Source organism: Candidatus Riesia pediculischaeffi, from assembly GCF_002073895.1.
GTDB lineage: Bacteria > Pseudomonadota > Gammaproteobacteria > Enterobacterales > Enterobacteriaceae > Riesia > Riesia pediculischaeffi.
The window spans coordinates 483519-507044 of sequence record NZ_CP012839.1 but is presented as its reverse complement, the minus strand read 5'-3'; the positions used below and the strand labels follow the sequence as shown (position 1 = coordinate 507044).

18 protein-coding genes and 1 pseudogene are annotated in these 23526 nt (G+C 30.3%); 15 read left to right on the top strand and 4 right to left on the bottom strand.

What is annotated here, in order from left to right; translation table 11 throughout:
- The first annotated feature begins 25 nt into the window (after nucleotides 1–25).
- The 9 genes from miaB to lipA all read left to right on the top strand — a co-directional run bounded on the left by miaB (nucleotide 26) and on the right by lipA (nucleotide 14106).
- On the top strand, nucleotides 26–1117 hold the full coding sequence (gene miaB / locus AOQ87_RS02310) for a tRNA (N6-isopentenyl adenosine(37)-C2)-methylthiotransferase MiaB (RefSeq protein ID WP_236858653.1): 1092 nt from the start codon (nucleotides 26–28) through the stop codon (nucleotides 1115–1117).
- A 229-nt stretch (nucleotides 1118–1346) separates the two neighbouring features.
- On the top strand, nucleotides 1347–1799 hold the full coding sequence (gene ybeY / locus AOQ87_RS02305) for an rRNA maturation RNase YbeY (RefSeq protein ID WP_080626653.1): 453 nt from the start codon (nucleotides 1347–1349) through the stop codon (nucleotides 1797–1799).
- A 2600-nt stretch (nucleotides 1800–4399) separates the two neighbouring features.
- Nucleotides 4400–7012, top strand: coding sequence for a leucine--tRNA ligase (leuS, locus tag AOQ87_RS02300; RefSeq protein WP_080626710.1), 2613 nt, complete (start codon nucleotides 4400–4402; stop codon nucleotides 7010–7012).
- A gap of 385 nt (nucleotides 7013–7397) precedes the next feature.
- Nucleotides 7398–8447 carry a DNA polymerase III subunit delta gene (gene holA / locus AOQ87_RS02295; protein WP_185751044.1) on the top strand — a complete coding sequence of 350 codons (1050 nt, stop codon included), beginning with the start codon at nucleotides 7398–7400 and terminating at the stop codon, nucleotides 8445–8447.
- Nucleotides 8428–9129: a nicotinate-nucleotide adenylyltransferase gene (gene nadD, locus AOQ87_RS02290; RefSeq protein ID WP_080626651.1), complete on the top strand. Its 702-nt coding sequence runs from the start codon at nucleotides 8428–8430 to the stop codon at nucleotides 9127–9129. The genes holA and nadD overlap by 20 nt, the downstream gene beginning before the upstream one ends.
- Nucleotides 9130–9291: 162 nt before the next feature.
- Nucleotides 9292–11184, top strand: a complete 1893-nt coding sequence (gene mrdA / locus AOQ87_RS02285; protein WP_039719780.1) for a penicillin-binding protein 2 — start codon at nucleotides 9292–9294, stop codon at nucleotides 11182–11184.
- 10 nt (nucleotides 11185–11194) lie between these two features.
- Nucleotides 11195–12319 (top strand): rod shape-determining protein RodA, encoded by a 1125-nt coding sequence (rodA, locus tag AOQ87_RS02280; RefSeq protein ID WP_080626650.1) that lies wholly within the window; start codon nucleotides 11195–11197, stop codon nucleotides 12317–12319.
- Between the two features lie 187 nt (nucleotides 12320–12506).
- Nucleotides 12507–13130: a lipoyl(octanoyl) transferase LipB gene (gene lipB / locus AOQ87_RS02275; protein WP_039719778.1), complete on the top strand. Its 624-nt coding sequence runs from the start codon at nucleotides 12507–12509 to the stop codon at nucleotides 13128–13130.
- 22 nt (nucleotides 13131–13152) lie between these two features.
- Nucleotides 13153–14106, top strand: a complete 954-nt coding sequence (gene lipA, locus AOQ87_RS02270; protein ID WP_320408865.1) for a lipoyl synthase — start codon at nucleotides 13153–13155, stop codon at nucleotides 14104–14106.
- A gap of 22 nt (nucleotides 14107–14128) precedes the next feature.
- On the opposite strand, the gene cspE is transcribed toward lipA, so the two are convergent.
- Both cspE and AOQ87_RS02260 read right to left on the bottom strand, forming a co-directional pair.
- Nucleotides 14129–14338 (bottom strand): transcription antiterminator/RNA stability regulator CspE, encoded by a 210-nt coding sequence (gene cspE, locus AOQ87_RS02265; RefSeq protein ID WP_039719777.1) that lies wholly within the window; start codon nucleotides 14336–14338, stop codon nucleotides 14129–14131.
- Between the two features lie 155 nt (nucleotides 14339–14493).
- Nucleotides 14494–15069, bottom strand: a complete 576-nt coding sequence (locus AOQ87_RS02260) for a metal-dependent hydrolase (protein ID WP_080626649.1) — start codon at nucleotides 15067–15069, stop codon at nucleotides 14494–14496.
- A 1289-nt stretch (nucleotides 15070–16358) separates the two neighbouring features.
- On the opposite strand from AOQ87_RS02260, the gene thrS reads away from it, so the two are divergent.
- From thrS to pheT, 6 genes are all read left to right on the top strand, one after another.
- Nucleotides 16359–17573, top strand: a complete 1215-nt coding sequence (gene thrS, locus AOQ87_RS02255; RefSeq protein ID WP_080626648.1) for a threonine--tRNA ligase — start codon at nucleotides 16359–16361, stop codon at nucleotides 17571–17573.
- Entirely contained in the window at nucleotides 17569–18111 is a 543-nt protein-coding gene (gene infC / locus AOQ87_RS02250) for a translation initiation factor IF-3 (protein ID WP_080626708.1), read from the top strand. Before thrS ends, infC begins: the two co-directional genes overlap by 5 nt.
- A 66-nt stretch (nucleotides 18112–18177) precedes the next feature.
- Nucleotides 18178–18375: a 50S ribosomal protein L35 gene (gene rpmI, locus AOQ87_RS02245; protein ID WP_039719774.1), complete on the top strand. Its 198-nt coding sequence runs from the start codon at nucleotides 18178–18180 to the stop codon at nucleotides 18373–18375.
- A 63-nt stretch (nucleotides 18376–18438) separates the two neighbouring features.
- Nucleotides 18439–18783: a 50S ribosomal protein L20 gene (gene rplT / locus AOQ87_RS02240; RefSeq protein WP_080626647.1), complete on the top strand. Its 345-nt coding sequence runs from the start codon at nucleotides 18439–18441 to the stop codon at nucleotides 18781–18783.
- A 198-nt stretch (nucleotides 18784–18981) separates the two neighbouring features.
- Nucleotides 18982–19713 (top strand): phenylalanine--tRNA ligase subunit alpha, encoded by a 732-nt coding sequence (gene pheS / locus AOQ87_RS02235; RefSeq protein ID WP_080626646.1) that lies wholly within the window; start codon nucleotides 18982–18984, stop codon nucleotides 19711–19713.
- A gap of 13 nt (nucleotides 19714–19726) precedes the next feature.
- A complete protein-coding gene (gene pheT / locus AOQ87_RS02230) occupies nucleotides 19727–22144 on the top strand; it encodes a phenylalanine--tRNA ligase subunit beta (RefSeq protein ID WP_185751043.1) in 2418 nt (805 codons plus the stop codon).
- A 25-nt stretch (nucleotides 22145–22169) separates the two neighbouring features.
- On the opposite strand, the gene manZ is transcribed toward pheT, so the two are convergent.
- Together manZ and AOQ87_RS02695 are read right to left on the bottom strand one after the other, a co-directional pair.
- Nucleotides 22170–23039 carry a PTS mannose transporter subunit IID gene (gene manZ, locus AOQ87_RS02225; RefSeq protein WP_080626644.1) on the bottom strand — a complete coding sequence of 290 codons (870 nt, stop codon included), beginning with the start codon at nucleotides 23037–23039 and terminating at the stop codon, nucleotides 22170–22172.
- Nucleotides 23040–23051: 12 nt separating this feature from the next.
- A pseudogene (locus AOQ87_RS02695) lies at nucleotides 23052–23526 on the bottom strand (PTS sugar transporter subunit IIC); the annotation flags it as partial.

The following is a 23526-nucleotide window of genomic DNA, read 5'->3' as shown; positions in this document are numbered from 1 at the left end:
AAATAACGTCCATCTTATTTTATGTGTGGGGGGATGTGTATCTTCTCAGATTGGAAAAGAAATATTTAAACGTGCTCCTTATGTAGATATTGTTTTTGGTCCGCAAACAATTTATCTTCTTCCAGAAATGATCAGAAGCTTCGAAAAGAGTAAGAATAGAATTATTAACGTAAGAAGTACATCTAGAAATAAAAAATTTCAAAATAACCATCAAATAGCGAAAAAAAGCATATCCTCTTTCATCTCAATTATCGAAGGATGCAATAAAAAATGTTCTTTTTGTATCGTACCAACCACTAGAGGAAAGGAATTTAGTAGACCTTCTGAAGAAATATTTGTGGAAATTAAACAACTTGTATCAGAAGGATGTAGAGAATTTCATTTATTAGGTCAGAACGTCAATGCATATCGATATGTACAACAGGATGGAAAAATATGTAATTTTTCTCAACTGATTCAACAAATATCATCCATAAATGGAGTAGAAAGAATTAAATTTTCGACGAGCCATCCTAACCATTTTACTGAAGATATCATTGAATTATACTCGAATGTTCCTCAATTGATCGATTATGTTCATATTCCAATACAAAGTGGATCGAATAGAATTCTTAAGAAGATGAAACGATCATATAGTGTTGAAAGATATAAAAAAATTGTAGAAAAGATCCGAACAGTAAGACCAAATATGCTTTTTGGATCTGATTTTATCGTAGGTTTTCCTGGAGAAAAAGAGGAAGATTTTTTAAAAACTATGCGAGTGATTAAAGAAGTAGATTTTGATGTTAGTTTTAGTTTTATATACTCCATCAGACCAGGCACCGCAGCATCTCTGTTAGATGATAACATCAATGAGTATGAAAAAAGAAATCGTCTTTATTCATTACAAAATCTGATAGAAAAACAGGTTATAAAACATAGCAAGGAGATGATCAATCAAATTCAAAAGATCTTAGTTATATCAACGGATCAACATGATCCGAAAAAACTAATAGGTTTTTCTAACAAGAATAGAAGGGTAGTATTTTATGGGCAAAAGGAAATGATAGGAAATTTCGTTAACGTTAAAATCACGCATTTTTATGGAAAGAAATTGTATGGAGAAATCTCAAGATAATCATTATACCCATGAAAATCGACGTTTTTCAAATCTCATAGTTTTCATGTTTTTTGACCAAAATATTCTTGTTCTGTAAAAATTCTTAATATATTTATAGTATGTCCAGTGAACGCACGAATATAAAATTCATGCAGGATTTAATCATTCTGATTTTAAAACCGTATAGATATCGATGAGTACAACGATTACAATATCAACATTCTATGTCAAATAATTGTATTAATATATGAAAGTATATATCTCACATATATATAGGATCGCTCCAAATTTTATTGGATTTTTGAACAGAAAAAATTTTAAAAATTGGATCAATAGGGTTTTATCTCACATTTCTTATCAAGGAGAAATTACGATTCATATAGCTAGTTTAAAAGAGATTACATTTTTAAATCGAGTATATAGAGGACATGATCATGCGACTAATATACTTTCCTTTCCTTTTGATGAAAAGAAATTTAACTTTTCTTTTATTGGAGATCTAGTTGTTTGCCATCAAATTTTAGAAGAAGAAGCAATAACCCAAAAAAAAACGATTGACGCACATTGGGCGCATATCATATTACATGGATGTTTGCATCTTTTAGGTATGAACCATGATAACAGAATTAATTCAAAAAAAATGGAAAATATGGAAGTAAAGATTCTTAGTCAACTCGGTTATCCTGATCCATTTCAATAACGGTAAAGTTTTTTTTGAAGGTCATTGAGGCTCTATATACATGTTTCAAAACTAAAAATGTTGGTAATATCAAAAATGATACGTATAAATTTCGTTAGAAGATAAGCGTTTATTAAATTAATACATTTTCCAATAGAATCAAATAGTATGGATATTTAACAAGAATTGTTAAACCTTGAAAGATCATCGATTACAACACAGGAATGTTAGGATCGTTTTCGATTTCCTACATAACCATAGAAGAAGATGTTATAGATCCTAATTCGTCAGCTGTCATTTAGGTGAAGTTTTAAAAAGATATCAAGCATACTTCATATCTTATTGTACATGATTTCCATCAATTATCGAAGATAACAATTGGTCGATGGGAATGTCAACCATGAAGATTTATAAGTAAAGAGAAAGATGTTTACATCATCTGAAATAATTTGTAAAAAAACATGATCATCTCATGATTACGAACGATCATTGGAGGGACAAAGGATTTTAACCTAGAATCAACATATTTGATAATAGATAAAAAAAATGAAAAATATTTCAAAAATTGGATGTTTTAGGAGTAAGTTCATAATACAAAATAAGAGCGATTCGCAAGCGATAGGTTATTATTTTTCAGCGATAGTATCAACATAAATTCGCACATTTGAACGTTCCTCTTCATCACGATTTTAAAAATTAGTAGTATAAAATAATATAAGGATTAGTTATTCAGAAATTCAGAAGTTTTCTTCATTGATAAGGAGTTTTTCGTAATTGATGTATGTAAGTTCAAGATGATTGTTTATAAAAAATAGAAAGATCGTCAAAATTGAAGCAAACATCTCACCTATCGATGAAGATCAGAGATTAAATCGATAAATGGATGATTTTTATAAATGTTATTACGATTGAAGATCAATATGTTTCATATCTTTTACTTTCGGACGTTTGGGAACATTCTCTTTTTCTACATTTAATATCTCATATTTTTCGATGATATCTATCATGATACTTCAGATCCTGATGATCAATTTTGACAAAAGTCAAGCAGAGCTGCTTGATTTTTTTTGGAAATCGATTTTTTTTAGATTTAGAGTTAGTTAGATATCATCATGTTGCAAATGCGTTCATCAGATGTTCTTTTTGATTACTTTTTTAATGATCATACTGATCGTTTATTTATCCATCTATTCGAGTATTTTTTTATTATTTGATTGATTGAATTTCACTTGAACCTGACTTAATTAGATGTATCCTGGTTGCTACGACCGTATGGAAATCAGCGAATTTCTAGTAGAAAATTTATTTACAGAATTCTCGTGGATATGAATTGAATATCTTCAAGTAAATGGACCGTTCATATGAAAATCGCCAATATTTGGAAATAATATGATCGAACTTTTTTCGATGATAGTAAACGATTTATGGATGTTTAGCACTTTAAAGAAGAAAACCGTTTATTTCACCGCATCTAATTTTTTTTAATTTCTCCGAAGATTCTAGAAAATTAAAATTGAACGTAAAAATCACGGGAGGGAAATAGAAATTTCTCTGATTTAACCGAACATCTCTCAGATAAATAAATGAGATTCTAAAAATATGCAGAACACTATCAATTCATTACTACAATCATCATCCAAATGTTCAGGGTCAGTCGATGTTATAATCTGATGGAATCAATTATACTCATTGTATAATCAGAAAATTATAATTTCATATTTAAGTTAAATAAGATTTTTTTTAAAAAAACTTCAGTCACCGATATCATAGATTCTGAAAGTAGAAACGAAGAATCATATCACAAAAAATTTTCAATTCATAACAATCAATGGAAAGCAAAGAGATTATCAATATGTTAAAATGATCATAATCATAGATACCATCTGGTTCCTATAGAAAAATTCATTCCACTTGAAAAAATTATGCTACGTATTTTCATAAACAATTCTCATGAAAATCGTATTCTAACATTAGTTCTGGAACAGATGAACAACATCTTTTGAACGATCATAAAAATAAATACAATTGCTACGGTATGTTACGAATAACATAGATAACCATATTAGAAAAAATTTTTCATATGGCGTTGATTTTGTATTGATTTTTGCAGATAACAGTTGGTTCGGAGAACCTATAGGATCATGGTAAATATCACGAATAGATGTAATGCGAATGTTAGAGTTTGTAGAGAAAACAACTTGTTCAACGAACAATAGGATTACAACACTATTTATTCAAATGAAAACGTAAAAATATTATCTATAAACTCGCTAGATCATTAAAGATCGAATTACCCTATGAACGGTTCAACACCATCATATGCTAGAATCGGAAATTATACAATGTTCTCTGCTATTGTTTCTGTGATTATCATCGCAGCATATGTGAAGTTAAGATCATAGACGATCAAGATTATGTTATTCGACATTGTATAGAACTTTAAGAGCCGCCAAATCATGCTTTACGAATCTAGAAATGAATGGATATTTTAAAAAAATCATGACGTTACATCATGAAACCTGGTACATAAAAATGTTGTAAAATATTTGAAACATACTTTATATTATATAGATCATGGATCCCACCAAATAGATCGAAATAATCGATACAAGAAACCAACAATGAAACAAGAAAAAGTGTATCATCCTAAAAAAGTAGAAGAATACGTCCAGAAATATTGGGAAACACATAAAACGTTTAGAACCAACATAGATAGAAGAAAGGAAAAGTTTTACTGTTTATCAATGTTCCCATATCCATCTGGAAAGTTACATATGGGACATGTAAGAAACTATACTATAGGAGATGTTATTGCAAGATGCCAACGTATGTTAGGTAAAAACGTATTACATCCGATAGGATGGGATTCTTTTGGATTACCGGCAGAGAACGCTGCAATAAGAAATAATATCTCAGCATCACGTTGGACAACTTCTAACATAGGTAAAATGAAAAAACAGCTGAAAAAATTAGGTTTCAGTTATGATTGGAGTAGAGAGATATCGACATGTAATCCAAAATATTATCGGTGGGAACAGTGGTTTTTCACGAAACTCTATAAAAAAGGACTAGTCTATAAAAAATTTGCAGAGGTCAACTGGTGTCCAACGGATAAAACAGTGTTAGCGAACGAACAAGTAGTCGATGGCCTCTGTTGGAATTGCGATGAAACAATAGAAAGAAAAAATCAACTTCAATGGTTCGTTAAAATTACTGAATACTCTGAAGAATTGTTGCAAGGGTTAAAATATTTAAAAAAATGGCCGGAAAAAGTAAAAACCATGCAGAAAAATTGGATTGGAAAAACAGATGGGTTTGAGATTCAATTTCACGTACCATGCAAAAAAGAGACGCTGTTCGTATATGTGGAGAAAGAAAACATCTACACGATAATGGGAATTTCCTGTATATATATTGCTTCAAATCATCCTTTAGTCTTGAAAATATTTAAAAAAGATAAAAAGATATGGAAGTTCGTAAAAACATGTCAGAAAATTCAAATTTCTGAAGGAGTTGTCTCAACCATAGCTAAAGAAGGTGTATTTAGCAATCTTTATGCGATTCATCCTGTGACAAAGGAGAACATACCAATATGGATTGTTAACTTTATACTCGTAAAAGATAACATAAACATTAAATTATCTGTTCCTAGTTTGAACTATGAAGATTATAAATTCTCACAAAAATATAATATTCCATACAAAGAAATCATTTCATGGGATTCAAGGAATAAAAATATTCTTCGAAGGAATTTTCCAGAGTCTATCCGTAAAGATGAGATTCTAAAAGATGTCGAAAAATATGATGTAATAACAACGAAGGAAATGAATCTTCAGATTATCAGAAGACTCATTTCTCTTAAACTAGCGAAAAAAAAGATTCGTTACAGATTAAGAGATTGGGAAGTTTCCCGACAAAGGTTATGGGGTGTAAGAATCCCAATCGCTTCCAACAAAGGTGATACAACAACCGTTCCACGGAAATACCTTCCCATTTTATCATATGAAGATAGAAGAGATCACAGTAAAAATTTTTCAAATCTCAGTGATACGAATGGAATTAAAAAGGATTCAATCTTAATAAAAGGAAAAAAACTGTATCTTGAAAAAGATACGCTGGATACTTTTGTACAATCATCGTGGTATTACGCAAGATATACTTGTCCGAACTATAATAAAGGAATGTTGAATAAAAAAATAGCAAACTATTGGCTTCCAGTCGATCAATACATAGGTGGGATAGAACATTCAACAATGCATCTTCTGTATATTCGTTTTTTTCATAAATTGATGAGAGATGAAGGTCTTCTATCTTCTGATGAGCCAGTAATCAATTTATTATGTCAGGGAATGATTTTATCTGATGCATTTTATGTTTTAGATAATGAAAAAAAAAGAATCTGGATATCTTCTGATCGAGTCGTCGTCAAACGAGATAGGTACGGAAAAATCGTTGAATCAAGAGATCATGAAGGGAATCCTGTAATACATGGAGGTATGATGAAAATGTCAAAATCTAAAAACAATGGAGTTGATCCTGAAACGATAATCGAACAGTATGGTGCTGATACAGTAAGATTATTTATCATGTTTATTGCCCCAGTCGAGATGAATATCGAGTGGAACAATTCGCAAATGATCGGAGCACACCGGTTTGTTAAAAAATTGTGGAAAATAGTTCTTGATAATGTATCAGAGAAATCCAATGTAGCTTTAAATATCGATCGGTTCAATGAAAAACAAGTAGATTTATACGTTAGCTTACAAAAGACTATAAAGAAAGTGACGCATGATATGATTCATCAATTTTGTTTCAACACGGCGATTTCAGAAATTATGAAACTTGTTAAAAAGATCTCACATTACCATGGAAAAGATGAACAAGATGCAGCTTTGGTGAAAGAGATATTAAACAAGATTATCTTGATGTTATTTCCGATAATACCCCATGTATGTTTTGTTCTTTGGAAATCTCTTGGAAATTATCAAAATATTGATCATGAGAGATGGCCAAGTTTTGATGAAGATTACATAAGAAACAACACTACAAGAAAGATCATCCTGCAAATCAATGGAAAGTTTATCGATAAAATCGTTTTTAAACGAAACAACATTTCAGAAAGAGAAATTACATCGTTCGTTCAAAAGAGATATCCCCATCTTAAGTCATGTAAAATAAGGAAGACAATCTACATACGTTCTAAATTAATAAATATCTTGATCGATCGAAAATAAGAATAAGAATAACATCATGAATTATTCAATTCTGTACATAACGGTTAATCCGTCAAGGATATATTTTTACGTTTCTTGTAATATCTAACAAGTTCGATTCATTCAATTTTTGTAAAAATAGAAACAAGCGCTGAATAACAGTTTTATTGAAATACTTCATTCACATGATTACAAAATCAAACATCGATATCGATCAAGAAGGATATTATTGTTAGATCGCATGATATATCTGTTAAAATTCAAGATAATCGATCTGTGGAATGAAGTTCTCTTACAGGTTCTTAATAAGAAGAAAGTACAGCAGTATCTTCGAGAGATGTAAGCTCTCAAGTAAAAATAAAAATATTTTAAGACAGAGTTTTTATAAAGTATCTACTATTTTGCTGTGAAAATTATCTATCCGGAAAACATCGTTAAATATCTAAAGGATAAGATCGTACGAAATTACTTTCTATTTGGAGATGATATATTCCTTATACAATATTCTATAAGATCCATATTAAGAAATTCGAAATTTCCGAAAGATTCTCTTAAAATTAAAAGTTTCCATCTTGATTCTGATACCGAACTGTGCAGAATAGAAGAGCATCTCATCCTACCAGATCTTTTTTGCATGGAAAAGATCGTTATAATCAACGTATCAGATGAAAAGCTCTTTTTAAGATTGATAGAAGATGGTCGCATGGATCGACTTCTTTCATCATGGAATCAAACTTCAATATTTATATTTATAACGTTACTTAAAAAAATTAACGAGAATCAAAAAGTATATTTCAAACTAAAGAACTTTATTGATCTTCGGGGAATATCGATCGATTGCGATAAACCAGATAAGTCGAGATTTTTTAAGTTCATAGAATATCAAATGAAAATTCGATCCATTAATCTAGAACAGACTGCATTTGAGATGATGTTAGAAAATGTAAAGGACTTAAAAAGCACCGAAGAAATATTTGATAGACTTTCGAGAGTCTTTTTAGATAAAACTATCACAATTAGTCAGATTAGAGCGTTTCTAGAAAATGAAGTTAACCAAAACAATCCAAGAGGAAACATAATATATGAATTATTACTTGGAAACATAAGACAATCTTGGAAAGGGATACAAAACTTGAAAAAAAAGGAAAAAGATATATTCAAGCTGGTAAGATCAATACAAAACGAACTAATATTGTTATTCCTGTTGTTAGAATCTAAAAAGGTAAAAGGAATTCGTTGTTCGATATTAAAAATGTTCAATTTGAAATTTTGGAAACATTATGAAAATTTTATTAAAGATGTGGATCGTCATTTTATTCTATCATTAATGGAGATCACTGTACGAACGGAATATCTTCTTGAAAAAAGCAGTCAAGATATGGTTTGGTTAGAGATTGAAAAAATTATCATATTGTTTGCTAATCGAAAATTTATAAATGATGTATGTAAGAAATAACAATCTTCTTGAACGCCTTCGTATCGAGAAGAAAGGGCCGTTTCCTAGAACACGATTACTCTACGGAGGTACTTTTGATCCGATACATCTTGGTCATATATCTATAATACAGCATTTATCTAGGATTTTAAGATTAGAAAGATTTATCATATTACCAAACCGGATACTTCCGAAATCTTTTCCGACCGCTAATGTTCAGCATAGATTGAAGATGATTCAACTCGCATTAAAAAATAATCCTTTATTTCAAATCGATTTAAGAGAAATCCAGAACAAAAAATTTTCATATACAATCGACACCCTTCGTTCATTTAGATCTCAGATCGGTTGGAAGATGCCGTTAGGATTCATTATAGGAGAAGATATTCTCTCATCCATCCATACGTGGTTTAAGTGGAGGGAGATCTTACAATTATGCAACTTATTGGTCTGTAAAAGGGGTAAAAATGCAAATTATCGTATCGATCCTGTTGTGAAAGATTGGATCAATCGACATAGAACAAAAAATAAGAATAATATATTTCTCGTACCGTACGGAACGATCTATTTCGTGAACAATCCTTTCATACAAATATCTTCGACAGAAATTCGTCGTAGAAGTATGAACAATCAAGATTGCAAAGATCTACTTCCTGACAGGGTATTACGATACATAAACAAAAATAAAATTTACCAAAAATAGGTTCAGGTATGAATGTCAAGAAATGTTTGGACAAACATTTTCAACATCATTTTCCTAGTATCATCATCGATGATACGAAAATTAGTACGTTCTTTAAAAAAAAGGTTCATTAATACCGTAAAGATGACTAAATAAACTAATCTAAAATGTAGTACGATACACATGAGCGTCAAAAGAAAGTATGAAAAAATTTATCCAAAAGATTATAGGAGAGAATTCAAGATATTCATCAGAAGAATTTTTTTATCTTCCGTAATCATCTTGTTGGCGACAGTGATAATGATAATCAGAATGTATCGATTGCAGGTTACTGACTATCTGAAATATCAACACAAATCTGAAAAAAATAGGACAAAACTGATACCTTTAAAATCGACGAGGGGAGAGATATACGATAGAAATGGTGTACCCCTAGCGATCAATAGACCGTACTATCAATTAGAAGTTGTACCGGAGGAGACGAAAAACTTAAGCGACACCTTAGAAGAATTAGCGAAATTAATTGATCTCAATGAAAATGATATTAAAAATTTTTACAAGATGAAAAAGAAATTTCGCAAATTTACGTCCATACCTCTTAAAAAAGAATTAGACGAAAAACAAATCGCACGATTTTTTGTGAATCAATATCAATTTCCTGGAATTAAAGTTTCTAGATACTACTGTAGATATTATCCATACGGTCAGATTTTAGCTCATTCTGTTGGGTATATGTCAAGGATAAATGAAAAAGATTTGTCGTATTTGGAAGATCGTAAAATCTTAGAAGATTATTTTACAGAAGATAATATTGGAAGAGTTGGGATAGAAAGGCGGTATGAAGATATCCTGCATGGAAAGTCAGGTTATAGAAAAGTTGAAATTAACAGGCAGGAGAAAGTGATGAGGCAGTTAGAATATTGTTCGCCTCAAAAAGGATCCGATGTGTATATCACCATCGATGTGAAATTACAAATCAAGATCCAACAGTTGCTAGACGATCGTAAAGCTTCCGTTATCGTAGCAGATCCAAGGAATGGTGAGATATTAGCCTTAGTTTCTAATCCAACTTACGATCCTAATCTGTTCATCCAAGGTTTTTCGAATAGAGAATACCAAAATATGTTAAAAAATAAAGATCATCCGTTCATCAATAGAACGGTTCAAGGTCTTTATCCTCCAGCATCTACCGTAAAACCTTTTATCGCCATCGCTGCGCTAAGTGAAAAAATTATTGATGAAAAATTTACCATGTTTGATTGTGGTTGGTGGAAACTACCGAATTCCGATAGAAGATTCAGAGATTGGAAAAGAGAAGGACATGGATTGTTGAATGTTGTTCAAGCCATCATTGAATCTTCAGATACTTTTTTTTATCAACTATCTTATAAAATGGGAATCGATCTCATCCATAGTTGGATGAAAAAGTTCGGATACGGAGAATTCTCAGGTGTTGATTTGCTTGAAGAACATCCAGGTAACATGCCGTCAAGATCTTGGAAGATGAAACTCTATAAAAAACCTTGGTATCAAGGAGATACTGTATCGATCGGAATTGGTCAAGGATATTGGACTGCGACTCCTATTCAAATGTTGAATGCTCTTTTGATATTGATCAACGATGGTATAATCAAACCACCGCACCTCTTACTTGGAACGAAATATCAAGATAGATGTGTTATCAACAAACGAGATCGGTTTAATAGAATAGGAGAAGTAAATTATGAAATTTGGAAGGTCATCAAGGAGAGTATGTATGGAGTTTCTCATCATCATAGTGGGACAGCTTATAAAATTTTTATGAATTCTCCTTACAAAACTGCGACCAAATCTGGAACTGCTCAAGTGTTCAGCTATAAAAATTACGATATAGAGAATATATCAGAAGATTTGAGAGATCATAAATTGATGATTGGATTCGCTCCCTATGAAAATCCAGTTGTTTCGACGGTAATTGTCCTAGAAAACTGCGATGTTGAAAAACAGTTAACAGTTGGAAAGATAGCAAGAACAATTTTTGATCATTTTTTAATTCAAGGTCAATCTAAAAGTTCAGATCCTTCTCAAAAGGAATGACAATATAAATATGGATAAAGAATTTAGGATTGCACAATCTAAACGATCTCTAAGTCAACTGATCCGTATAGATTGGACAATACTGACTTTAGTCGTATTATTGTCGATCTTTAGCTTGTTGGTGACATGGAGCGCATGTGGTCAAAATGATGAAGTGCTGATGAAAAAATTCTTTCAGATTGTCTTAGGAATAGTCATCATGTTATCTACATCCCAAGTGTCTCCCAAAAGGTACGAAAAATACTCTCCATACCTTTACATGTTCAACGTATTTTTGCTAATCTTCGTGTTTATTTTTGGTCATTCTATCAAAGGAGCACAAAGGTGGGTGAGTATGTGTAAGATAAGTTTTCAACCTTCAGAATTATCTAAAATTACTGTTCCACTCGTTATGTCAAGGATGATAAACAGAGATTCATGTCCAATCGGATTAAAAAAATTAATGGTATCACTCTTTTTGATCGGTTTACCAACCGTTTTAGTAGCTATGCAACCTGATCTAGGTACGTCGATTTTGATCGCTTTTTCTGGAATATCTGTGTTGTTTTTTTCTGGAATCTCTTGGAGAAAAATTATTTTTTTTTTAATGATTTTACTATGTTCCCTTCCATACCTATGGTTCTTCACGATGCATGAATATCAAAAGGGCAGGATTATAACACTGTTATCTCCTGAATCAGATCCGCTAGGTTCTGGATATCATATTATCCAGTCAAAGATAGCTATAGGATCTGGTGGATTGTTCGGAAAGGGATTGTTTCAAGGAACACAGTCTAATTTGAATTTTCTTCCTGAGAAACATACTGATTTCGTTTTTTCCGTATTGGCTGAAGAATTTGGATTGTTCGGAGTTTTATCGGTTATGGTAGTCTACATTTCGTTGATTTTTAGAGGAATGATGATCGCAATCAACTCAAAAAACTCTTTTGGAATGATCATTGTAGCGACTATCATGTCGTCGTTTTTCGCTTGCATCTTTGTAAACATCGGAATGGTGAGTGGTATATTGCCAGTGGTAGGTATACCATTACCTATGATGAGTTACGGTGGATCCTCCTTGGTAGAGATGATGATAGGGTTGGGCATAACCGTATCCATCCATACTCATAAGAAATTTCTCTCCCATGAATTGTAGAGATGTTGATTTGGACTAAGTTTTGTATGTCTCGAAGTTTTTTTGTACAATTATCCATGGATAAGTTTAGAATATGAAGTTTTAAAAGCATCGGATAGATGCACAAGATATTTCGTATAATTTTATAAAATCATTTTTTCTTGAGAAAGAAAGTACGATTAGATCTTTAAAACGTTATTTCATTGTCATGTCCTACAAAAAGATAGTATTTCACGATCTTGGTATGCAAGATTACCGAAAAATTTATAAAAGGATGGTAGATTTCACAAGAAGTAGAGATCGTTTTACAACGGATGAAATATGGATGGTCGAACATCTTCCAGTTTTTACTTTGGGAAAATCGAGTACTCGAAAAGATTTGAAAGATATCGCTCGAACCGATATACCGATCGTTCAATCTGACAGAGGAGGAAAGATCACCTATCACGGACCAGGTCAACAAATTGTCTACGTTTTATTGAACTTAGGAAGAAGATCAACAACGGCAAGAAATTTAGTTGACGTCTTAGAAAAAATTGTCATTGGCTCGTTGAAAGAGATTGGTATATCTTCTCACAACGACGAAAAATACAGAGGAGTATACACTGACGATGGTCAAAAGATATGTTCCTTAGGACTCAAGATTTCGAGGGGATGTTCGTTGCACGGACTGTCCATAAACGTCAACATGGATCTCTCTCCTTTCACATATATATCACCTTGTGGACTGTCAAACGTCAGAATGACTCAAGTCAGCAATTTCGTTCCAGACGTTCAAATGCAATCTGTAAAGAGCTTGTTATTAAAACATTTCTATCTTTTATCCAAATAGGAACATAATTTTTTAAATTTTATTGCAAACAGAATTTTACGATTTGTTTGAAGAACCTTTAAAATATAAGATCAAGAACTATGTTGATCACTATAAAAATATGAACATCAAAAAGCCATCTTGGATTAAAATTAGGACACCATCCTATTCAAAGGAAAAAATCATTCAAAATGTTAAAAATATCATTAAATTTTATGAATTACATACGGTATGTGAAGAATCATCTTGTCCGAATTTGATCGAATGTTATCAAAAAAAAGTTGTTACTTTTCTTATATTAGGTTCATCTTGTACAAGATGCTGCCATTTTTGTAAAGTTCAAAAAGGTAAACCTGATCTTATCAACTTTGAAGAACCAAAGAAGATATCTCGTGCGATATCGAAGATGAACCTACGACATGTGGTGATTACCTCGGTAAGTCGAGATGATCTCCCTGATAAGGGAGCTGATCACTTTTTAAGATGTGTTCAATCAATCAGAAAGAGAAACAAAGGAACTACCATCGAATTATTAGTTCCAGATTTTCATCCTGTTCCAAAAGAAGCTTTGAACACTTTGAAAATCTGTCCACCTGATATATTTGGACATAACATAGAGAGTGTAAAAAGGATATATCGTCGTATTCGACCTGGATCTGATTATCAACGTTCCTTAAACTTATTGTATTTATTTAAAACTATGAACCCTGATATTCCGACAAAGTCAGGATTGATGGTTGGACTTGGCGAAACTGATGAAGAAATAATATCTACACTAAAAGATTTGAGAAAAAACGGCGTCACTATCTTGACGATAGGACAGTATTTAAAACCTAGCAAAAATCATTTTCCTATATCACGCTATTTAGATTTAAAAGAATTTCATGATCTAAAGATAAAAGCAAAAGATCTCGGTTTTAAACAAGTCTCTTGTGGACCTCTTGTAAGATCTTCTTATAACGCGATAAGATTCTTCAAAAAAAACCCTTACTTATAATCTTAAGTAAGGGTTTTTAGAATTAAACAGCAACAACATTTACAGCAGAAGGACCTTTTTCACCATTAGAAACTTCAAACTCTACTTTTTGACCTTCTGTTAGGGTCTTAAATCCTTCAGATTGTATAGAAGTGAAATGAACGAAAACATCCTTACTTCCATCTTCTGGACTAATAAATCCAAATCCCTTTGCTTCATTAAACCATTTGACACTACCTTTCATCTTTGACATTAAAATTACCTTAAATAAATACACTTTTGTAAATTTACTATTCTATCAAAAAAAAAAAAATTGTCTATATTAAATTTTTTTAAAAATATACAACAACATTAAATATATGGAATCGAAAAATAAATAAAAATAATCGTATTGTGAATTATATTGCTCTATGAGAGTATTTCTAGCATACTTTGAGTTCTAAAGAAAAATTTTTTCATACTTTCAGAAAAAAGAATAATATATGTAAAATAGTTTTTAGGAATCAATATCGATAACATAATTAATATGATCGAAATAGTACGTTCAACTCGATAAATGTTATCATTTTTTAGTATTGGTAAGCTAATCTTAGTTTTAAATGGCCAAAACAATGGAACTCCATTTTTAGTAAAGATATCTCCAATGATATGACTAAAATAACCTAGAAAGAAAGATTTTGTAAAATCATAAGAAACGATACTTCTTTCTAATACTGGATTGAGAGATAATATAATAATTATTAAGAATAATAAACTATGCGTTATTCCTCGATGACCAGATAATTTATAGATTGGAAGAGATATGCATCTCATAAGCCTACCAATCCTAGAACACGGATGATCAACATCTGGAATCATGGAACCTATTATAGAACCCGATATTAAATGTATAAAATCCCCATCAAAAAGATTGTAATCATTTAAGATTGTTTTAGAGAAAAATAATAAAGAAATTGAAAACCAAATATGTCCAACGAATGTCATTAGATTTAAATTTTTAATTTGTGAACAATTTTCTTGTAAGATTTTGTATTAATTGTGTTAACAATTCAAAAAAAATAGATCCATTAAATATACTTTATAACAGAAGTTTACCCCTATTATTTTAAAATCGTCCGTTAAACAACTTTGATCTCAGTCATTACTTCAAATTTTATTAAATATTATAACAGTTACAGTTGTGAAACACATCTTGTAGAAACTATATAGAACTAAAATCACATAAAATAGAAACAGTAGAACCTTTCGTAAAATAAAAAAATAAAAATCTATAATAGAATTTATTTTGTTATATTTATTTCCAATATGCTCAGTTGAGCATTTTTTAGTTTCATATAAAGATACAACAATTCATATAAATTATGTTAATGATTTGATTAAATGCATATTAAGATTTTGTTCTCAGCTATCTTTAATATATGAATATAAACAGTCTTGTTCAATTGATGATAGAACCATTTTGAAATTTCATATAATAAAACTGCTTTCTTTTACTTTATAAAAAGATCAACGATATAATTTGATTCTTAAATGATTTTAATTTGAACAACTAATTCTATAAATATGTCACTAACATTAAATAAGGAATTAAACTTAATTTAAGATCAATATTCCATTTAAAACATAATGCGAGAATATCTCAATGTTAAGACATAAATTTATGTCATATTAGTGACCAAATACTATTAATTCATAGTAATTGCGTTCAAATTTTATTCCTTTAAAAGAAATCATCAATTTAAACGAGATCTATTTAAAAAAAACATGTTCTTATGAAATATAAATTTCCATAGAACACAAAATATTCTATAAATAATAGATGTGCAGAATATTTTTAAAAGTAAAGCTGCTTGATATAAAGATCGTTGAAAATTCAATTATTGTGATATTTGATAAAGCTATTAAGAAATACGAATCACATAAAAATAAACTAAAATTCTCTTAAGTGATATTAACAAGTCTTTTAAAATATCTGAATTTGATATTATTATTTTAAACAACTATAAATTTATCATTTTGCTGTATCTTACAAAATTTACTTTTAACTTTTAATTTAATATAATATAAAGATGTTAGATAGAAAATGGGATTTGTTAACATAAAAGTCTTTATTATATCTAATTCTGTCTTAACTCCTATTTTTATAATTTTCCAATTTTAACCAAAGATTATAATAATTTATCTTAAAATTCTATTCAAATATTTTTCGAATGTGAATTTAACAAAATTTGATTATAAAATGAATCAAAAAAAGTCAAAATTTCTGTATTCATATGGATAAAAAAATACCAGACCATAGAAAAATAGGAAAACAAATGAACTTATTTTGTTTTGATGATACTTCCCCTGGAAATATTTTTTGGAACCAAAATGGTCTTATCATATTTCAAGAATTAAAGAAGTATGTTCGATCAAAGTTAAAAAAATATGAATATCAAGAAGTTAAAACTCCAACAATTTTAAATGAATCTCTTTGGAAAAATACAGGACACTTACAAAATTATGAAAAAAATATGTTTAAAACGAATTCTGAAAGTAATAAATATTGCTTAAAACCAATGAATTGTCCAGGACATATTAAGATATTTGGACAGAAAATAAGATCTTATAAAGATTTACCGCTTAGAATAGCTGAATTTGGAAGTTGTTATAGAAATGAACTATCCGGATCCTTACATGGATTAATGAGAGTTAGAGAATTTACTCAAGACGATGCTCATATTTTTTGCACCGAAGAACAAGTGTTTAAAGAAATAAGGAAATGCATTGAAATGGTTCAAGAAATATATAAAACATTTGAATTCAAAAAAGTATCCATAAAGTTAGCTACCAGACCAAAACAAAGAATCGGAGATGAACGACAATGGGATCGTGCAGAATCTATTTTGGAAAGAGCTTTAGAAAAAAACTTTGATTTTCTTCCAGAGAACGGGGCGTTTTACGGTCCAAAAATCGAGTTTACTTTACATGATAAATTAGGAAGAGAATGGCAATGTGGAACTATACAATTAGATTTTTTGTTACCAATCAAATTAGGTATTTCTTACATTAACGAAAAAAATGAAAGAATACATCCAATGATCATTCATAGAGCGGTGTTAGGATCGATAGAAAGATTTATTGGAATACTGATTGAACATTGCGATGGTCATTTCCCAACTTGGTTATCTCCTATACAAGTAGTTGTCATAAATGTTTCTAAGAAATATATAGAATTCTCAAAAAAAATAGTCAGAAAAATAAGGAAAAGTGGTATTCGAGTTGAACAAGATCTAAGAAACGAAAAGATTAATTTTAAAATTAGACAACATAGTTTTAGTAGAGTACCTTACATCATACTATGTGGTAGAGAAGAAGAAAGAACCGGAAATATATCAATAAGAGAACAATTTAGCCAAAAAATAGTAAAAGTTCCAATAGAAGATTTTATTAGGTCTATATCTTCTGAGATCAAAAATTACTTTTTCAAAAGGAGGAATGAATATTAAAACTAAAAAAAGAGTTCATAATCTTCGGACAAATAGAATAAATGAAGAGATTGTTGCAAGAGAAGTTAGATTAACTGGTCTTCAAGGAGAACAAATGGGAATTGTAAGTCTTAAAGAAGCTATCGAGAAAGCAGAAATACTTGGTTTAGATTTGGTCGAGATAGCACCTAACATGATTCCACCAGTTTGTAAAATTATGAATTATGGAAAATTTATTTACCAGAGAAATAAATTAGTCAAAAAACAAAAAAAAAGACAAAAATCTTTTCAAATAAAAGAAATAAAATTTAGACCGAATACAAATGAAGGTGATTATCAAATTAAAATTAAAAGATTGATCAAATTTTTGAAACATGGAGATAAAACAAAAATTACAGTGCGGTTTAGAGGAAGAGAGATAACTCATAAAAAGATAGGATTAAGCATGTTAAATAGAATCAAAGAAGACTTAAACTTTATTTCCAACGTAGAAGTATTTTCAAACAAGGTAGAAAATCGTCAGATGATCATGCTTCTATCTCCGAAAAGAATAAATTAACACTTTTAAAGATTTAAAATCACAATGATCCAATTTTCATCAAAAAATATGTAATTCATTATAAAAATGATAAAGATAAAAACTATAAAAGGAGCTTTAAAAAGAACTAGAAGAATCTCTAACGGATTCTTAAAATATAAGAAAGCAAACCTGCAACATATCTTGACCAAGAAATCTAAAAAGCGTAAGCGTCATTTACGTATAAAATCTATAGTTTCAAGATCCAATTTAAGCACACTTAAATCACATTTACCTTACAAGTAAGGTTTAGTATTTTTAGATAAAAGATTATCACAATCAACGATATTTTTATTTTACAGGAGGAGTATGACTCGTGTAAAGAGAGGTACTTTCGCACATGCGAAACACAAGAAAATCATCAAACAGGCAAAGGGATATTATGGATCAAGATCTAGAAGCTATCGTTCTGCTTTTCAAGCAGTAACGAAATCTGGACAGTACTCTTACAGGGATCGTCGTAAACGTAAAGTTGTTATGAGACAACTTTGGATATCCAGAATTAATGCTGAAAGCCGAAGACACGGATTGAATTACAGTAAGTTTATTCAAAAATTGAAACAATCTTCTATTATTATCAATAGAAAAATACTTTCTGAATTAATTATGTTTGATAAAAAAGCTTTCTCTCACATCATCAACAGTCTTAAATAAGATCGTTTACAGATTTCATCTTAATTTCATAGGATTTTATTCGACGGTTTATATAAAAATCTGTTCAGTAAAAAATTTTTTAAAAACTTAAGATTCACGACTTTTATTTATGTGAGTTCATCAATAATTGAAAACATCTTATAAGAATCTGATAAAAGTATTTAATATCTAAATTATATCAAATAGCTCTATCAAATCATGCTAAAAAAAATCAATGCAGTAGATGTTACTTTACCGGGTAGGAGAACAGATATTGGAAGCATACATCCGATAACGCAATCTATTCAAGAAATTGGGGAATACTTTTCAAAACTTAATTTTTTTTTGATGGAAGGTCCTGAGATTGAAAATGATAGCAATAATTTCGATTTCCTCAATATACCAAAAGATCATCCGGATAGAAATAAGAGGAGTACCTTCTGGTTAAACCAAAAATATCTTCTAAGGACACAAGTATCGTGTATGCAAATTCGATCCATGAGATGTAGAAGACCTCCTATTAGAATGATCTCTTCTGGAAAAGTATATAGAAAAGATTACGACTGTAATCATACTCCAATGTTTCACCAAACTGATGGTTTCATAATAGAAAAAACAGTGAGTTTTATTTACCTAAGAGATATTTTAATCGAATTCTTAAAGAACTTTTTTAAAAAAGATATTCATATCAAATTAAGATCTTCTTATTTTCCTTTTACAGAACCTTCTATAGAAATCGATGTGCTGGATACCATGGGGAATTGGATTGAAGTTATAGGATGTGGTATGATGCATCCGAAAATATTAAATAATATCAACGTCAACTCTAAGGAATATTCTGGATTAGCTTTCGGTATAGGTGTTGATAGAATTACCATGGTTCGTCATGAGATTCCAGATCTTCGAATTTTTTTTGAAAACGATCTACGTTTTCTCAAACAGTTCAGATAAACAAAATAAAAATATGAAATTTGATGAAAATTGGGTTAAAGAATGGATAAATTTTGATATTGGTCGAAAAGATTTATTAGAACAAATAGAAAGAATCGGAATAGAACGCAATAGAAATAAAAATATCCCACAATCTAAATATTTCGATAATTTCATAGTGGGGGAAATCATCGATCATTACAATGTAGTTAGAAACAAAGATACATTTAAAATTTTTAAGGTAAACATTGGAGAAAAAACTCTAAAGATTGTTTGCGATTCTCCAAATTGTCAATTAAACATGAAGGTAGCAGTTTTCCGTTATTCTTATGAAGAAGAACATGGAAAAAAAGATAGATCAAACAAATTTTCTGAAGGATATCTGTGTCGTTATGATCAGCTTTTTTTTCTCAAAAATAATAAAAATATCATAGAGATACCTAAACATCTTGAAGTTGGAAGTAATATCGGAAAATATTTAGCACAATATTCTCATAGAGTGTTCAATACAGATTCTATATCAAATAGAAAAGATTTCTCTTGTATTTTAGGAATATGCAGAGATATATCAGCTATCAACAATAAAAAAATTAATTTAAAAAGAAAAACCATCGAAAAAAATGTGCATCTGAACCATAAAGGTCGTGCAAATTTTTATATAAAGGATCCGGAGTATTGTCCGATCGTTTTTTCTAAAATCATTAAAGGAGTGCATGTATACTCTAAAACGCCTGATTGGATGAAAGAAAGACTTTCTTGGAACGATTTTTCAACAGTTGATACGATAAATAACATAGTAAATTATGTGACATTAGAAATGGGACAACATGTATCCGTTTACGATTGTCGAAGTATCAAAGGAAATATAGAAATAAGAAAGTCTAAAGGAAACGAAAATATAATCTTTCAAAAGAAAAAGCTTAATCTCATTCAGGATACTTTGGTCATATCTGATGAAAATTCCACGATGAGTATCGCTGGAATGATCAAAAACGAAAAGTTCGAAATAAATCAAAATACTTCAGAAATTTTACTAATTTGTGCCTTCTTTAATAATCAATCAATACATAAAGATATAGAACATTATTTTTCAGAATTTTGTTTGCATCGATCCCATAATAAAGATCCTGACGCTATATTTAACACGCTAGAAAGAGCCAGCGAGTTAATTACTAAATTTTGTGGTGGAATTCAAGGAGATGTTACTGAAATCGTCTTTAAAAAATATTTACCAAAATTAAAGGAAATTGTTCTAGATGTAAAAAAAATTCATCGGATGATAGGATGTGTATTATCGATCGATAAGATAAGTCAAATATTGGTTAACTTAGGATTTCACGTTTTTTCGAACATTGGATTAAATAAGATAAAAATAAAAATCCCTTTCTGGAGAAGAGATATTTTTTCAGATGAAGATATCATTGATGAAATCATCAGAATATATGGGTACGATAATCTTCCTAAAAGAATAAACAATATTCCAAATATTCAAGAAAACCATATGGATTCTTTGCACTTTTTAAAAAAATTATTGGTTTATCGTGGATATCATGAGATTATCACTTATAGCTTCATCGACGAAAAAATTCAAAATCTATTGTTCCCTAGACAAAATTATATTAAACTCCCTGATCCTATGTCTTCTCACATGTCAGTAATGAGAACTTCTTTAATACCCGGAATGTTATCCACTATTCAATATAATCAAAGAAGACAAAATAATAAAATTAAAATTTTCGAAAGTGGTCATGTTTTCTTTACAAAAAAAGAGATGGATAATAAAGCAAAGATGGATCAACGATTAATGTTATCTGCCGCAATTACAAGTCATCAAAATGATAGAAGTTGGTTGCAAAATAGTAGAGAGACCGATTTTTTTGATATTAAGGGTGATTTAGAAATCATCTTACGTTCAATAATTATCAAAAACTACGATGTTGTATTTAAAAAAAGCATATCTTCAACATTTGATAAGGAACAATTCGCAAAAATTTATCTTTGCGGAGAATTCTTGGGACATATAGGTATGCTTCATAGAGAGATAGAAAGAAGATTAGAAATAAATAACAGAGTATTTATTTTTGAGATCTTAATAAATAAATTATTAAACAACAAAAACTTATCGCTGTCAGAAAAATATGAAGAAATATCTAAATTTCCGATAAATCATAGGGATATCTCTATGATCTTTAGAGAGGAAATTCCTGCACATGAAATCCTTATTGAATGTCAAAAAGTCAGCCTAAGTTTGCAAAATGGTATAGTTGTATTTTCACATATATTCGATATGTACAGAGGTGATCCGATAAAGAGTGGATACAAGAGTATTTCAATCGGTTTTACAATACAAAGTTCGAAAAAAACCATGCAAGAACATGAAATTTCTAGAATCGTTGATCTGTTCGTAGAAAGAATAAACACAAAATTCTCATCCAATTTAAGAAAAAAATAAGAATATCAATCAATTTTTTGATAAATCAGGATAGAAATCCAATCCAAGATCCCAATATGCTTAATATAAACAGACTTGTAATTAGATACAAAGAATTGATCTTCTTCCGAAGCAACCAGATACAGAGAAAAGTTAAGGAAAGAGGAACAATTCCAGGCATCATTTGATCTAAAATATTTTGAACCGTTGTGACGACTATTGATCCATCCTTTTGATTTGTGACTTTCGAAACAACTATTGGGATATTTATATGTGTCCACTTGTTGATCAAAGCTCCCATCACAAACAGACCTACAACGGCTGATCCTTCTGTGACTTTTTGTAAAAGTCCATCACTTATGTCTTGAATGATTCTTACACCCTTCTTATATCCGTAAAAAATACCGAAGTATTTGGTTATGATCCGAATAAAATTGAATGAAATAAAGAACAACATTGGCCCTAACAAACTACCTCCGCCCATCGCTATTCCGGCACCGAGAGCGGAAAAAATTGGTCTTACCGTTCCCCAAAAAATAGGATCTCCAATCCCTGCTAATGGACCCATCAATCCAACTTTCATACTATTTATAGAACTCTCGTAAACGACATCTTTTTTACCGATCAGCCTTTGTTCTTCCATAGCTATCACCATTCCTAGAATGGGCGAAGCAGAATAAGGATGGGTGTTAAAAAATTCCAAGTGACGCTTAATGATACTTTTTCTATCTTTACTATTCTCAGGGTATAACTTCCTAATAATTGGTATCATAGAAAAACAAAACCCGAGGGCTTGCATTCTTTCGAAGTTCCAAGATCCTTGAAAAAAGTTAGTTCTTAAAAAAACTCTTATCAAATCAATGGGAGAGATCTTATTCATATCTTTCCGTGTTTCCTCGTTTCCAACGTTTTTCATATATATCTCCTCTCAATCTAGCTCATCTTCCTCTGAACTATTTTTTTTGTCAATAAGATTCTTGTGAGAATTTTCCTTGCGTAATTCTTGTATCGCGTATTTTGGATTCAGCTGAACATATATCATGGACATTATGATCCCTATGGATCCAATCGCAATTAAATTGAAATTACTGAATGCTGCTACAATGAAACCTAGGTATAAAAATGGGATCAAATGGGTGGTATACATCATATTGATTACCATAGCATACCCGACAACTACGATGATTCCACCTGCAATATTCAACCCATGTATGATAGTAGTCGGGATAGATTCCAGAAATGTTTTAAGTTCAGACGTTCCAGCAAAAAAAATCATCATCATCGTAGGAACAACTACACGAAGAGCATGAAGAGACATGGAGAGAATATGAAAGGTAGTCAAGGATGTTAAATTGCCACTTTTAGCAATTTTATCGGCAGCTCTTTGAAAAAAAATAGATATC

Coding starts and splice junctions, on each gene's coding strand:
- ybeY (WP_080626653.1), top strand. CDS start 1,347: ATGAAAGTATATATCTCACATATATATAGGATCGCTCCAAATTTTATT.
- leuS (WP_080626710.1), top strand. CDS start 4,400: ATGAAACAAGAAAAAGTGTATCATCCTAAAAAAGTAGAAGAATACGTC.
- nadD (WP_080626651.1), top strand. CDS start 8,428: ATGATGTATGTAAGAAATAACAATCTTCTTGAACGCCTTCGTATCGAG.
- mrdA (WP_039719780.1), top strand. CDS start 9,292: ATGAGCGTCAAAAGAAAGTATGAAAAAATTTATCCAAAAGATTATAGG.
- rodA (WP_080626650.1), top strand. CDS start 11,195: ATGGATAAAGAATTTAGGATTGCACAATCTAAACGATCTCTAAGTCAA.
- lipB (WP_039719778.1), top strand. CDS start 12,507: ATGTCCTACAAAAAGATAGTATTTCACGATCTTGGTATGCAAGATTAC.
- cspE (WP_039719777.1), bottom strand. CDS start 14,338: ATGTCAAAGATGAAAGGTAGTGTCAAATGGTTTAATGAAGCAAAGGGA.
- AOQ87_RS02260 (WP_080626649.1), bottom strand. CDS start 15,069: ATGACATTCGTTGGACATATTTGGTTTTCAATTTCTTTATTATTTTTC.
- thrS (WP_080626648.1), top strand. CDS start 16,359: ATGGATAAAAAAATACCAGACCATAGAAAAATAGGAAAACAAATGAAC.
- rpmI (WP_039719774.1), top strand. CDS start 18,178: ATGATAAAGATAAAAACTATAAAAGGAGCTTTAAAAAGAACTAGAAGA.
- rplT (WP_080626647.1), top strand. CDS start 18,439: ATGACTCGTGTAAAGAGAGGTACTTTCGCACATGCGAAACACAAGAAA.
- pheS (WP_080626646.1), top strand. CDS start 18,982: ATGCTAAAAAAAATCAATGCAGTAGATGTTACTTTACCGGGTAGGAGA.
- pheT (WP_185751043.1), top strand. CDS start 19,727: ATGAAATTTGATGAAAATTGGGTTAAAGAATGGATAAATTTTGATATT.
- manZ (WP_080626644.1), bottom strand. CDS start 23,039: ATGAAAAACGTTGGAAACGAGGAAACACGGAAAGATATGAATAAGATC.